12 protein-coding genes are annotated in these 12,704 nt (G+C 69.3%); all 12 read right to left on the bottom strand.

Annotation, left to right across the window (positions count from 1 at the left end; translation table 11 throughout):
• Window positions 1-33 precede the first annotated feature (33 nt).
• The 12 genes from TSO352_RS11315 to TSO352_RS11260 all read right to left on the bottom strand — a co-directional run bounded on the left by TSO352_RS11315 (window position 34) and on the right by TSO352_RS11260 (window position 12,641).
• The gene (locus TSO352_RS11315) at window positions 34-849 is read right to left on the bottom strand and encodes an amidohydrolase family protein (protein ID WP_109107456.1); all 816 of its coding nucleotides are present in this window, start codon (window positions 847-849) and stop codon (window positions 34-36) included.
• A gap of 3 nt (window positions 850-852) precedes the next feature.
• Window positions 853-1,878 carry an aldo/keto reductase gene (locus tag TSO352_RS11310; protein ID WP_109107455.1) on the bottom strand — a complete coding sequence of 342 codons (1,026 nt, stop codon included), beginning with the start codon at window positions 1,876-1,878 and terminating at the stop codon, window positions 853-855.
• A 221-nt stretch (window positions 1,879-2,099) separates the two neighbouring features.
• Window positions 2,100-3,047, bottom strand: coding sequence for an ABC transporter substrate-binding protein (locus TSO352_RS11305; protein ID WP_109107454.1), 948 nt, complete (start codon window positions 3,045-3,047; stop codon window positions 2,100-2,102).
• 34 nt (window positions 3,048-3,081) lie between these two features.
• Window positions 3,082-4,200, bottom strand: a complete 1,119-nt coding sequence (locus TSO352_RS11300; protein WP_247872040.1) for an ABC transporter permease — start codon at window positions 4,198-4,200, stop codon at window positions 3,082-3,084.
• Window positions 4,197-5,783, bottom strand: coding sequence for a sugar ABC transporter ATP-binding protein (locus TSO352_RS11295; RefSeq protein WP_109107453.1), 1,587 nt, complete (start codon window positions 5,781-5,783; stop codon window positions 4,197-4,199). Before TSO352_RS11295 ends, TSO352_RS11300 begins: the two co-directional genes overlap by 4 nt.
• Before the next feature lie 123 nt (window positions 5,784-5,906).
• Window positions 5,907-6,752, bottom strand: coding sequence for a fumarylacetoacetate hydrolase family protein (locus TSO352_RS11290; protein ID WP_109107452.1), 846 nt, complete (start codon window positions 6,750-6,752; stop codon window positions 5,907-5,909).
• A gap of 35 nt (window positions 6,753-6,787) precedes the next feature.
• Window positions 6,788-7,531, bottom strand: a complete 744-nt coding sequence (locus TSO352_RS11285) for an SDR family oxidoreductase (RefSeq protein ID WP_109107451.1) — start codon at window positions 7,529-7,531, stop codon at window positions 6,788-6,790.
• Between the two features lie 113 nt (window positions 7,532-7,644).
• Window positions 7,645-8,463: an IclR family transcriptional regulator gene (locus TSO352_RS11280; protein WP_247872039.1), complete on the bottom strand. Its 819-nt coding sequence runs from the start codon at window positions 8,461-8,463 to the stop codon at window positions 7,645-7,647.
• Between the two features lie 76 nt (window positions 8,464-8,539).
• Window positions 8,540-9,307, bottom strand: coding sequence for an HNH endonuclease family protein (locus TSO352_RS11275; protein WP_109107449.1), 768 nt, complete (start codon window positions 9,305-9,307; stop codon window positions 8,540-8,542).
• 197 nt (window positions 9,308-9,504) lie between these two features.
• The gene (locus TSO352_RS11270) at window positions 9,505-10,449 is read right to left on the bottom strand and encodes an SDR family NAD(P)-dependent oxidoreductase (RefSeq protein ID WP_109107448.1); all 945 of its coding nucleotides are present in this window, start codon (window positions 10,447-10,449) and stop codon (window positions 9,505-9,507) included.
• Window positions 10,450-10,898: 449 nt separating this feature from the next.
• Window positions 10,899-12,068 (bottom strand): phosphoserine transaminase, encoded by a 1,170-nt coding sequence (locus tag TSO352_RS11265; protein ID WP_109107447.1) that lies wholly within the window; start codon window positions 12,066-12,068, stop codon window positions 10,899-10,901.
• A 102-nt stretch (window positions 12,069-12,170) separates the two neighbouring features.
• Window positions 12,171-12,641: a hypothetical protein gene (locus TSO352_RS11260; RefSeq protein WP_247872038.1), complete on the bottom strand. Its 471-nt coding sequence runs from the start codon at window positions 12,639-12,641 to the stop codon at window positions 12,171-12,173.
• Window positions 12,642-12,704 lie beyond the last annotated feature (63 nt).

Genomic DNA, 12,704 nt, shown 5'->3' with positions numbered 1-12,704 from the left:
GGGAATTGCGGGCGCTGTCGGCGCCCCTGTGGCTCATGTCAGCCCGTAGAAGGCGGCGGCGTTGCCGCCGAACACCGCCCGATGGTCGGGGAGCGGGACCAGCCGGCGGCACATCTCCAGCCAGCCGGCATAGTCGCCGGCCAGCCGCAGCACCGGCCAGTCGCTGCCCCAGATCAGCCGTCCGGTACCGAACAGGGCGATCAGCCGGTCGGTGTAGGGGCGGATATCGTCGATCCCGGTGCGGTCACCGGCCTCGGTCAGCAGGCCCGACAGCTTGCACCAGACGTTGGGCAGCTCGGCCAGCGCCGCCATGTCCGCCGCCCAGTTCGGGGTGCCGCCGGTGGCGATGTCCGGCTTGGCGGCGTGGTCGATGACGATGGGCAGCGCCGGATGCCGCCGGGCGAAGCGCCACAGCGACGGCAGGTGCCGCGGCAGGACCAGCGCGTCGAAGCGCAGCCCGGCCGCCACCATCGCCCGCGCCGCCGGGTCGAGCGCCGGATTGTCCAGCCAGTCGGCGGCCTCGTCCTGCACCATCGGCCGCAGGCCCTTCAGCTTGCGGTGGGTGGCGAGCGCGGCGACCCGCTGCGGCGCGTCGGCGGCGGTCAGGTCGGTCCAGCCGACCACGCCGCGGATGAAGCCATGCCGGCCGGCGATGTCGAGCAGGAAGTCGGTGTCGGCCTCGCTGGGCAGCGACTGCACCAGGATGGTGCCGTCCACCCCCTCGCGCTCGATCAGCGGCAGCAGGTCCGGCGGCAGGAAATCGCGGTGGATGGCGGCAAGCTCCGGCGGCGGCCACTGGCCGGCCCGGCTGTCCATCCGCCAGAAATGCTGGTGAGCGTCGATCCGCATGGTTCATGCGTCTCCAGGAACGGGGGCGGCCTCGTCCAGCAGGCCGCGGTCTTTCAGCGCCGTCCAGAAGGCGGCGGGGATCGGTGCCTGGAACCAGGCGAGGTTGGTCGCCAGTTGCGCCCGGTTGCGCACGCCGGTGACGCAGCAGGCCACCGCCGGGTGGGCCAGCGGGAATTGCAGCGCGGCGGCCGGCAGTTCCACGTTGAAGGCGCGGCAGGCGGCCGCCAGAGCCTCCACCCGCGCCACGGTGTCCGGCGGAGCGTCGGCGTAGTTGAACTTGCCGTTGCCGGCGAGGATGCCGGAATTGAAGACGCCGGCGGCGGCGACCATGGTCCCGGTGCTTCGGCAGCGCTCCAGGAAGGGCGACAGGCTGGTCTGCTCCAGCAGGGTGTAGCGGCCGGCCAGCATGGTGAGGTCGAGGTCGATCTCGCCCATCGCGTCGAGCGCCACCTCCCACTCGTTGACGCCGAGGCCGATCGCCTTGACCAGCCCGCCCCGCCGCAGTTCGTCCAGCGCGCGGAAGCCGCCACCGGTGGTCAGCGCGCTCCAGTGCTGTGCCTGCGCGTCGCCATGGGTGACCCGGCCGATGTCGTGGACATAGAGGATGTCGATGCGGGCCAGCCCGAGCCGCTGGAGCGAATCCTCGACCGAGCGCAGGATCCCGGCGTGGGAATAGTCGTAGACCGGGTGGAAGGGCAGCGGATCGGCCCAGCCGTCGGCGTCCACCCCCGCCACCCGCGCGCCGTCGGCGTTGGGGCGGATCAGCCGGCCGACCTTGGTCGACAGGACGAAGGCGTCGCGCGGCCGGTCGCACAGCGCCGCCCCCAGCCGGCGTTCGGACCGGCCATAGCCGTAATAAGGTGCGGTGTCGAAGCAGCGGATGCCGGCGTCCCAGGCGGCGGCGACGAGGTCGTCGGCCTCCGCCGGGCTGGTCGGCCGGTAGAGCCCGCCCAACTGCGCGCAGCCGAGCCCGATCACCGGGAGCGACAGGCCGGAGCGGGGAAGGATACGCCGATCGGTCAGAATCATGCTGTCGCCTCTGGAGCGGGAAAGAACGGCGTGAAGGAGGACCACCGGGAGAACACGCCACCCGTCATCCCCGCGAAGGCGGGGATCCAGACGTTTCCACAGCGGAACCAATGGACAACTCTGGATTCCCGCCTTCGCGGGAATGACGGTACGGGATGATACGGACACCGTAACGTGCTGCCGGCCTCAGGGACGGCTCGCCGGATCCGTACAGAACGTCTTCAATAGAGAACGTTCTGGGCTTCCGGCTTGTCGAGGTTGCTCTTGGTGACCAGCACCACGCCGGTGTCGAGCGTCTTCTCCACCTTCTCGTGCTTGATCAGCTTCACCGCGGTCTGCACCCCGAGATGGCCCATCTGGTAGGAGCCCTGGACGGCAATGGCCTCCAGGGTGCCGTCCTTGACGAAGCCCTGGAGGTCCTGGTTGCCGTCGAAGCCGACGGCGACGACCTTGCCGGCCTTGCCGCTCTGCGCCAGCGCGCGGCCCATGCCGATGGCGGTCGGCTCGTTGGCACCGAAGATGCCCTTCAGGTCGGGGTTGGCGGCCAGCACGTCGGTGGTCTGGTTCAGCGCCGTCGCCATCTGCGACTGCGAGTAATACGGGCCGACGATCTCCAGCTTGGAATGGTCCTTGATGTACTTCGTGAAGCCGCCGACCCGGCCGATCTCCGACCCGGCGCCGGCGACGTAGGACATCACGGCGATCTTGCCGCTGGTGCCGACCTTGTCGATCAGCGCCTTGGCGCACAGCTCGCCGGCCTTGACGTTGTCGGTCGACAGGATGGACTGGTAATAGCGCTTGCCGTCCTCCGACACCGGGGAGTCGATCAGCACCACCGGGATCTTCGCCTCCCACGCCTTCTTCAGGGCGGGGACGAGCGCGTCGGGGTCGGTTGGGGCCAGGACGATGGCCGCCACCTTCCGGTTGACGGCGTTCTCCACCATGTTGACCTGATCGGCGATGGCCGATTCCGACGCCGGGCCCTGGAAGGTCATGCTGTAGCCGCCGGCCTCCTTCTGGGCCGCCGCCGCGCCCTTCTGCACATTCTGCCAGAAGGTGGAGTTCACCGTCTTCACCACCACCGCGATTTCCTTGCCGTCGTCGGCGAGCGCCGAACCGGCGGCCAGCGCAATGACGGAGACCAGACAGGCCGAGACGAACGTCTTCATGGTTTCACTCCCTGTTGGATTGTTTTTGGACGGTTCAGCGCCGGTTGCGGATCTGGTCGATCCACACCGTCAGAAGGATCACCAGCCCGATGATGATCTGCTGGGTGAAGGACGACACGCCGTTCATGTTCAGCCCGTTGCGCAGGATGCCGATCACGAAGGCGCCGATGGCGGTGCCGGAGATGGTGCCCACCCCGCCGATCAGCGAAGTGCCGCCGATGACCGCGCTGGCGATGGCGTCCAGCTCGTACATCACGCCCTCGTTGGGCTGGGCGGTGACGAGGCGGGACATCAGGACGCAGCCGGTCAGCCCGGCCAGCGTGCCCGACAGCACGTAGGTGAACAGGGTGACGCGGGCGACGTTGACGCCGGACAGCCGCGCCGCCTCGGCGTTGGAGCCGACGGCGTAGATGTGGCGGCCCAGCGTGGTGCGGCTCAGCATGATCGCCACCGCGATGGCGATCACCACCATCAGCACCACCGGATAGGGGATGCCGGGGAACACCACGTCGGGGAAGCCGTCCTCGCCGATGTTCACGATGCGGAACAGCGCGCCGTTGCCCAGCTCGCCGAAGGACTCGCCCAGCCCCGACACGGCGCGGGCGCCGGTGATCTGCAGGGCGACGCCGCGCGCCACCATCATCATGCCCAGCGTCGCGATGAAGGGCGGCAGCTTCAGCCGGGTGACGCAGAGCCCGTTGAGGACGCCGCAGAACGCCCCGACCAGGATGCCCAGCCCCATGCCCAGCGGCACCGGCACCCCGGCCTTGACCGCCAGCGCCGCCACCACGCCCGACAGCGCCAGGACCGAGCCGACCGACAAATCGATGCCGCCGGTGATGATGACGCAGGTCGCCGCGATGCCGAGATAGGCGATCGAGGTGACCTGCAACGCGATGGTCATGCCGTTGCCGACGCTGAGGAAGGCATCGCTGGTCGAGGCGAAGACGGTGATCAGCACCACCAGGCCGGCCAGGGCGGCGAATTTCTGGATCAGGTCCTTGCGGCGGTCGTTCATCACCCGGCCGACCGACGCGTCGCCGGACGGCAGGCGCGGCGCGGCGGACCGGGGCGCAATGGACGGGCCGGTTGCAGGGCCGGGAGCGCTGTCGCCCGGTGCGGCGATGGCCTTGGAGGTGGTCGGGTTGCTCATGGCGTTGCGGCTCCCGGCGCCGGCGGGCGGTCGTGGCCCGAGGCGAAATGCATGATCTCTTCCTGACTGGTGTCGCGGGTGTTCAGCACCGCCGTCAGGCGGCCTTCGTGGAACACGGCGACCCGATCGGTCAGGCCGAGGATTTCCGGCAGTTCCGAACTGATCAGCACGACGCCGATCCCGTCGGCGGCCAGCCGGTCAAGAAGCTGGTAGATCGCGAATTTGGCGCCGACGTCGATGCCGCGCGTCGGCTCGTCGAAGAACAGGATGCGCGACTGGCGGAACAGCCACTTGGCGATGACGATCTTCTGCTGGTTGCCGCCCGACAGCAGGCGGGCGACCTGGTGCTGCGACGGCGTGCGGATCGACAGCAGGTTGATGTAGCGCCACGCCACCTGCGCCTCGGCGGCGCGGTCGATGAAGCCGAAGCGGTTCGACACCGCCGCCATGTTGGCGAGCGTCAGGTTCTGCATCACCGACATCTTGACCGCCAACCCCTGGCCCTTGCGGTCCTCCGACAGGTAGGCGATGCCGTGGCCGATGGCGTCGCGCGGGCTCTTCACCGCGATGTCGCGGCCGCCCAGCCGGATCTGGCCGGCGTCGAGCGGGTCGGCGCCGAAGATGGCGCGGGCCACCTCGGTACGGCCGGCGCCCATCAGCCCGGCGAAGCCCAGGATCTCGCCGCGCCGCAGTTCGAACCCGATGTCGTGGAAGACGCCCTTGCGGGTCAGCCCGCGGGCCTCCAGCAGCACGTCCGCGGTGGGGACGGAGGTGCGTTCGGGGAACTTGTCGTCCAGCGACCGCCCGACCATCAGCGCGACGATCGCGTCGACGCTGGTGTCGGCGAAGCGGCGGGTGTCGACGAAGCGGCCGTCGCGCAGCACCGTCACCCGGTCGACGATCAGCGCCATCTCGTCCAGCCGGTGGGAGATGTAGACGATCCCCACCCCCTGCGCCTTCAGGTCGCCGATCACCTGGAACAGCAGCGCCGTTTCGGATTCGGTCAGGGACGAGGTCGGCTCGTCCATGATGACCACCTCGGCGTTCAGCGACAGCGCCTTGGCGATCTCCACCATCTGGCATTGGGCGACCGACAACGCCTTCACCGGGGCGTCGGGGCGGATGTCGACGCCGAGACGGTCCAGGCAGGCCTGGGCCTGACGCCGCAGGGCGGCCCGGTCGACGAACCAGCCGCGTTTCGGCTCGCGCGCCAGGAAGATGTTCTCCGCCACGCTCAGGTGCGGCACCAGGTTCAACTCCTGGTGGATGATGGCGATGCCGGCCCGTTCGGCGTCGAGCGAGGAGGCGAAGCGCCGGGCCTCGCCCTTGTAGTGGATCGTGCCCTCGTCGGGCTGGTACTGGCCGCTGATGATCTTCATCAGCGTCGATTTCCCGGCACCATTCTCGCCGCAAACGGCGTGGACCTCGCCGCGGCGTAGGTCGAAACCGACCCCGTCCAGGGCCAGCACGCCGGGAAAGCGCTTGGTGATGCCCTCCAGCCGCAGCAGTTCGGCCCCGGCTGACAATTGGTCCGGCGGATGACGGGAACGGCCGGCGGCCGTGTCGGGCGACGCTTGCTGCATGGCACCTCCCCATCCGGCGCGACGCCGGCTGGTTGCTTTGTCTAGCAAACCGCGTGTCAAACAAATCATCAGGGCCGGAACGGGGCCGTCGGAACGCCAGCCCGCCGGTTCAGCCGGGCGGCGTCACTCCGCGGCCCGGACCTCCTGCCGCTGGCGGCCGAGTCCCTGGATTCCCAGCTCGATCCGGTCGCCGGGCTTCAGATAGGTCGGCGGCTTCAGGCCCAGCCCGACGCCGGGCGGGGTGCCGGTGGAGATGACGTCGCCCGGATGCAGGCTCATGAACCGCGACAGGTAGGACACGACGTGGGCGACGCCATAGACCATCGTCCGGGTCGAACCGTTCTGGTAGCGGTGGCCGTTGACCTCCAGCCACATGTCGAGGGCCTGCGGGTCCGGCACCTCGTCCTTCGTCACCAGCCAGGGGCCGATCGGCCCGAAGCTGTCGCAGCTCTTGCCCTTGGTCCACTGACCCTGGCGTTCGATCTGGAATTCACGCTCCGACAGGTCGTTGACGACGCAATAGCCGGCGACATGGTCCAGCGCCTCGGCCTCCGACACGTATTTGGCGGTCTTGCCGATGACGACGCCCAGTTCGACCTCCCAATCGGTCTTGGTCGAGCCGCGCGGGATCTCCACCGGGTCGTCCGGCCCCTGGATGGCGGAGGTTGCCTTCATGAAGATCACCGGTTCCGACGGAACGGTGGCGCCGGTTTCCGCCGCGTGGTCGGAGTAGTTCAGGCCGATGCAGACGAACTTGCCGGTCCCGGCGACGCAGGCGCCGAGCCGGGTCGCCGGATCGACCAGCGGCAGGCGGTCGGTCGGCAGCGCCGCGATTTCCGCCAGCCCCTCGGGCAGCAGCCAGCGGCCGGCGATGTCGTCGACGTGCCCCGACAGGTCGCGGATGCGGCCCTGCCCGTCCAGCAGCCCCGGCTTTTCGGCCCCGCGCGGGCCATGGCGCAGAAGTTTCATCAGGCGTTTCCCGAGTTGTTCGTTGTCCCGGCCGGTCAGGTGTTCGACCAGCCGCCGTCGATGGCGATGGCCTGCCCGGTCATGAAGGAGGACTCGTCGGAGGCGAGATAGACCGCCAGCGCCGCCACCTCCTCCGCGGTGCCCAGCCGGCCCATCGGCTGGCGGGCGATGAAGGCGGCGCGGGCGGTGTCATAGTCGCCGAGCGCGCGCATGCGGTCGTGCAGCGACGGGCTGTCCACCGTGCCGGGGCAGATGGCGTTCACCCGGACGCCGCGGGTGACGTAATCGGCGGCCACCGACTTGGTCATGCCGACGACGGCCGCCTTGGTGGTGCCGTAGATGAAGCGGTTGGGCGCGCCGATGATCGACGAGGCGACCGACGCCATGTTGACGATCGAGCCGCCGCCGGCCTCCAGCATGCCCGGCAGGAAGGCCCGGATCATCCGGTACATCGAGCGGACGTTCAGCGTGACCGAGAAATCGAAGGCATCCTCGTCGCAGTCCAGGATGCTGCCGGCGTGGACGTATCCGGCGCAGTTGAACAGCACCGACGGGGCCGGCTGCTCCGCCGCGAAGGCGGTGATGGCGGCCGGGTCGCAGACGTCGAGGCGGCGGGTGGTGATCCCCTCCACCCCGGCGATTTCCGCCAGCAGGCCGTCGTTGATGTCGGTCGCCACCACGCGGGCACCCTCGGCGGCGAAGGCCAGGGCGGCGGCCCGGCCCATGCCCTGGGCGGCGGCGGTGACGATGGCGGTCTTGCCCTTCAGTCTGGCGGCCATGCCCCTTGTTCTCCCTGCTGTGCCGGCCCGGTTTCCGCGGGCCCACCCGATGGTCAGCGCTGCGGATCGTTCATTTCATATACACACCAACGTTCCGCCTGTAAATCGTCATTTCATTCCAGAGACAGAATGTCGGAGATCCTTCGGGTTGCCTCGCCCAGCGCCGTCAGGATCTCCTCCGGCTCGCGCGGGGTCTGGCGGGTGCGCAGATAGGGGCAGGTCAGGGCGGCGACCGCGCCGCCCTCGCGCCGGTCGATGATCGGGCTGGAGAGATCGACCACCGCGTCGGTGATGCCGCTGGGCCGCGCGACATGGCCGGCGCCGCGGATGGAGTCCAGCGTCCGGTTCAGCGTGTCGAGGTCGACCCACGGATCGTCCCGGCGCAGCTCCTCATACAGGCGGTGGCGGCGCCGGGCGCTCATGAACGCCATCAGGCAGTGGCCGGAGCCGGTCAGCACCAGGGGCTGGCGGTAGCCGATCCGCACGCTGAAGCCGATGTGGCTGGTGCTCTCGACCCGCGCCACCACCGCGATCTGCGTCCCGGACATCACCGCTAGATGGCAGGCGTAGCCGGTCGATTCGGCGAAGGCGTTCATGAAGGGTAGCGCGATTTCGATCAGCGAGCGGTTGACCGGCCGGTTCATGCCCAGCCGGAACAGCCGGTCGGTCACCTGGAAGCGGTCGTCGCCCTCGCTGCGCTCGATGTAGCCGCGCTGGGCCAGCACCGACACCATGCGGAAAATCTCGCCCTTGGTGCGCCCGACCCCGTCGCCGATCTGCTGCAGCGTCTGCGGCTCCCGCCGTTCCGACAGGAACTCCAGGATGTCCAACCCCTTTTCCAGCGCCGGCGCCGAATAGCGCCGTTCGCGGTCGCCGCCGTCGGGTGTATCATTCGCAGGATCGGCGGCGGGATCGCTATCGGTATCGCTCACGCTGGGCCTCATACGCTTCGGCGGATCACTCCATATATGAACAGCTATTTCATCAGGAAAACAACCGGGGAATCGGTCACGGCCGCTTCGCCGCCGACGCCCGGCAGTCGTTCAGGATGTTGCCGACGGTGACCCGCTCGCGTTCATCCATGGTCAGCGCCCAGCGCGCCTTCACCTGGATCCAGTTGGCAACATACAGGCAGACGCCGTCGCGCTTGGGCGGCAGCCAGTCCTCCGGCCCCTTGGAGCCTTTCGCACGGTTGGCCTCGCGGCTGGTCGCCAGCAGGGTCAGCGGGTCGGTCAGGTCATTGGCGTAGGCGGCGCGCTTCTCCCGGCTCCAGTCATAGCCGCCGCTGGCGTAAGCCTCTTCCAGCGGCACGCGATGGTCGATGTCGACGATCGTCGGGTCGGTGATCCGCTCCCCGGTGTAGGGATCGAGCCAGTCGCCGGATTTGACCGAGCAGCCCTTGGCGTCCAGCGTCGCCGGGCGTTGCGAGTCGCGGATCAGCACCTTTTCGCGCGCGTTCAGGCAGCCGCCGTCGAGCGCCAGCCAATGCGGCCACGCCTCCCGCTCGTAACCCCGGCGCTTCTCCGGCTCCACCCGGATGCCATCGAGCTGCTGCGCCACCGCGGCATAGTCGATCCGGTCGGTGGCCCGCGCCACCACCGGCGGTGCCGGTTCGGCCGGTGCCGGCTTGCGGCTGGCGCGCGGGCGATGGCCGTCCTCCTGCCCGAACAGCCGGTCGAGCGTCCCCGGCGGCAGCACATGCAGACGCTCCGCCACCGCCACCACGGCGAGAATGGCCAGCACCAGGAAGAGGACCCGCAGGGTTCGCCGGGCCATCTCACCCCACTCCGGCTTTATCCCCTCTCCCCGCCCGCTTTCGCGCAAACGACGTTTGCGCTGTCGCGGCAGGCGGACCGAAGGTCCGCTGGGAGTGGGGAGAGGAGGAAACGATGGCCATCATGCCGCTTCTCCAACAACGGGCGCACCAGCCGCTGTCATACCCGCCGACGGCTCCCCGGTCCACCACCACCGCTTCAGGGCATGCGGCCGGTGAGCGTGGCGCTGAGGCCCTGGAGCAGGCCGACCTGGCAGCCGGTGTCGAAGGTCTTCCGCAGCAGCGACGGGTCGCCGATCGACACCCGGATGTCGCCGGCCCGCGTCTCGGTGTGGCGGCGGCGGACCTGACTGCCGCACAGTTCCTGCAGCACATCCAGCAGCATCACCAGCGAGGTCGCCCGGCCGGTGCAAAGGTTGTAGACCTCCGCCCCGCAAAAGCGGCGCTCCATCGCCAGCGCCAGGATGCGCACCACGTCGCCGACGAAGACGAAGTCGCGCACCTGCCGGCCGTCGCCGTGGATCTCCACATCCTCGCCGCGCGCCACCCGGCGGGCGAAGATCGAGATCACGCCGGAATAGGGCGACTGCGGGTCCTGGCGCGGCCCATAGACGTTGAAGAAGCGGAACCCCACCGTCGGCACCCCCTGGATCGTCCAGGCGATGCGGGCGTGCATCTCGCAGCCCAGCTTGTCGACGCCATAGGCCGACAGCGGCCGGGGCGGCACGTCCTCCGTCAGCGGGGTGGCGGCGTTGTCGCCGTAGATCGCGGCGGAGGAGGCGTAGATCACCGGCACCGGCCCGCCGCGCTTCGCGTCGCGCGCCGCCTCGAACACGGTGACGGTGCCCAGCAGGTTGGTGCGGTGGGTTTCCGCCCACAGCTCGCGCGATTTCTGCACCGACGCCACCGCGGCGAGGTGGAAGACGCCGTCCACCCCCGCGCCGTCCACCCCGGCCATGGCGTGGCGCACGGCGTCGGGATCGGCGACGTCGCCGACCACCAACGCCGCCCCGGCCGGCTTGTTCTCCAGCCGGCCGCTCGACATGTTGTCGAGGATCGTCACCCGATGCCCATCGGCCAGCAGCCGGTCGGCCAGATGCGACCCGATGAACCCGCAGCCGCCGGTGATGAGATAATGCGCCATGATCCCCCCATCTGTCGTTCCGGTCCACAGACGCCCAACGCGCGGGGCCGGGACGTTTGCGGCGGTGCCGCAAAACCATCCATAGGGTTGGGATACAACCGGGCCGACGCCAGACCATCTTCGGGATAGGGGGCTGCCTCAACCGGGGATGCGGCGGCGTCCTTCGGGGACTCGAACGCCGAATCGGTCCGCCGCGGCGTGTGACGGTTTCCGGACAGGCGGCTCCACTGGTTCAACAGGCTTATCCACCACCTTGTCCACGGTTCTGTGGATAACCTTGGTCAAGCACGCGGACCCGCGCGGCGCGTCGGAGCCGCCACACTGGTGCAGAAATGTTGCTCACCCGAACGGTTGCTTGCGCTGCATGGCAAAAAAAGGCCCCGGCGCGGCAGCCATCGCCACGCCGGGGCCCTTTCGTTCAGGACGCTCCGTTTGCGGACGGGACGGCGTCACGCCGCCTTGCCGCCGATCACCTCGGCCTTGACGGTGGCGAAGGCCCAGTCGAGCCAGGGCAGCACCGCTTCCATATCCTCGTTCTCGACGGTGGCGCCGCCCCACAGCCGCAGGCCCGGCGGTGCGTCGCGGTAGGACCCCGCGTCGAAGGCGGCCTCCTCCGTCTCCAGCAGGGCCGACAGCTTCTTGGCGAAGGCAGCCTGCCCCTCCGCCGTCAGGGCGGTCACCTCGGGATCGGTGAAGCGCAGGCAGATCGCGGTGCAGGAGCGGGTGGCCGGCTCGCTCGCCAGGAAGCCGGCCCAGGGGCTGGCCTCCGCCCATTCGGCGACGATGCGCAAATTCTGCTCCGACCGGCGGATCAACTGGGTCAGGCCGCCCAGCGACAGCGCCCAGCGCAGCCCGTCGATGGCGTCCTCGACGCACAGCATCGACGGGGTGTTGATGGTGTCGCCTTCGAAGATGCCTTCGATCAGCTTGCCGTTCTTGGTCATGCGGAAAATCTTGGGCAGCGGCCGGTCGGGCTGGAAGCTCTCCAGCCGCTCCACCGCGCGCGGGCTCAGCACCAGCATGCCATGCGCCGCCTCGCCGCCCAGAACCTTCTGCCAGGACCAGGTGGCGACGTCGATCTTGCTCCACGGCAGATCCATCGCGAAGGCGGCGGAGGTCGCGTCGCAGATGCTGAGGCCGGTGCGGTCGTCCGGGATCCAGTCGCCGTTCGGCACCCGCACGCCGGCGGTGGTGCCGTTCCAGGCGAACACCACGTCACGGGAAAAATCGACCGCCGACAGATCGGGCAGCTCGCCATAGGGGGCGATCATCGTGCGCACGTCCGGCAGCTTCAGCTGCTTGACGACGTCGGTCACCCATTCCTTGCCAAAGCTTTCCCAGGCCAGCATGTCGACGCCGCGGGCGCCCAGCATCGACCACAACGCCATCTCCACCGCACCGGTGTCCGACGCCGGCACGATGCCGATGCGATAGTCGCCGGGAATGGCCAGCACCGCGCGGGTGAGGTCGATGACCTCCCGCAGCTTGGCCTTGCCCGGCTTCGACCGGTGGGAGCGGCCGAGCAGCGCGCCATCCAGCGCGTCGAGCGACCAGCCCGGACGCTTGGCGCAGGGACCGGAGGAAAACAGCGGATTCGACGGACGGCGGCTGGGCTTCATGGCGGACTTCCTACCCGGAATCGGGATTGTGCGGAGGTCCGGACCTTAAAAGCTGTGCTGCCGCCCGTCAATCGATGGGCTGGCGACGGGGGTGCAACGCTGTCAGCGCGTGCGGGCGATGCGGCCGTCGCGGAAGGTCCAGGCGGCCTCGCCACCGCCGGCCGGCAGCGGCATCGACACCGTCATGGCGTTGTCGACGATCGTCACCTCGGCGGCGTCGCTGCACGAGCCGAACGGGAAGGACACCACCGGCTTCGGGCCGCCGATCTCAAGGATGCGGAAACGGGTCGGGCAGTCCTTGATGCCGGTGTCGGCCTGGAACAGCGCGATCCAGCGGTCCTTCAGCGGATAGGCGCCGACGAAGGACAGCGTCTCGCTTTCGCGGTCCTCGAACACGGTGGCGTCGTTCACCGCCACCTGGGTGTGCTTCGGACCGATGTCGGTCATCGTCAGCACCGTGTTGCCGAGCGCCGCGGTCAGCCGCGGCTCCGCCGCCTGCGCCGGCCAGGGGGCGGACAGGGCTCCGAACAGAAGGCTTCCCGCGACCGCGGCGCGCACACTCCAAACCGGCAAAGACCGTCTCCCTGGCTCCTGCGCCCCGGGCGGGGCGGCTTCTTCAGAACGGAGCGCACCATA

Source organism: Azospirillum sp. TSO35-2 (genome assembly GCF_003116095.1).
GTDB lineage: Bacteria > Pseudomonadota > Alphaproteobacteria > Azospirillales > Azospirillaceae > Azospirillum.
Note: the sequence above shows the minus strand (reverse complement) of the source record. Positions and strands in the feature narration are given on the sequence as shown.

Bases quoted from the DNA above. Each gene is read 5' to 3' on its own strand.
- TSO352_RS11315 (WP_109107456.1), bottom strand. From the start codon at position 849: ATGCGGATCGACGCTCACCAGCATTTCTGGCGGATGGACAGCCGGGCC.
- TSO352_RS11310 (WP_109107455.1), bottom strand. From the start codon at position 1,878: ATGATTCTGACCGATCGGCGTATCCTTCCCCGCTCCGGCCTGTCGCTC.
- TSO352_RS11265 (WP_109107447.1), bottom strand. From the start codon at position 12,068: ATGAAGCCCAGCCGCCGTCCGTCGAATCCGCTGTTTTCCTCCGGTCCC.
- TSO352_RS11300 (WP_247872040.1), bottom strand. From the start codon at position 4,200: ATGAGCAACCCGACCACCTCCAAGGCCATCGCCGCACCGGGCGACAGC.
- TSO352_RS11295 (WP_109107453.1), bottom strand. From the start codon at position 5,783: ATGCAGCAAGCGTCGCCCGACACGGCCGCCGGCCGTTCCCGTCATCCG.
- TSO352_RS11290 (WP_109107452.1), bottom strand. From the start codon at position 6,752: ATGAAACTTCTGCGCCATGGCCCGCGCGGGGCCGAAAAGCCGGGGCTG.
- TSO352_RS11305 (WP_109107454.1), bottom strand. From the start codon at position 3,047: ATGAAGACGTTCGTCTCGGCCTGTCTGGTCTCCGTCATTGCGCTGGCC.
- TSO352_RS11285 (WP_109107451.1), bottom strand. From the start codon at position 7,531: ATGGCCGCCAGACTGAAGGGCAAGACCGCCATCGTCACCGCCGCCGCC.
- TSO352_RS11270 (WP_109107448.1), bottom strand. From the start codon at position 10,449: ATGGCGCATTATCTCATCACCGGCGGCTGCGGGTTCATCGGGTCGCAT.
- TSO352_RS11275 (WP_109107449.1), bottom strand. From the start codon at position 9,307: ATGGCCCGGCGAACCCTGCGGGTCCTCTTCCTGGTGCTGGCCATTCTC.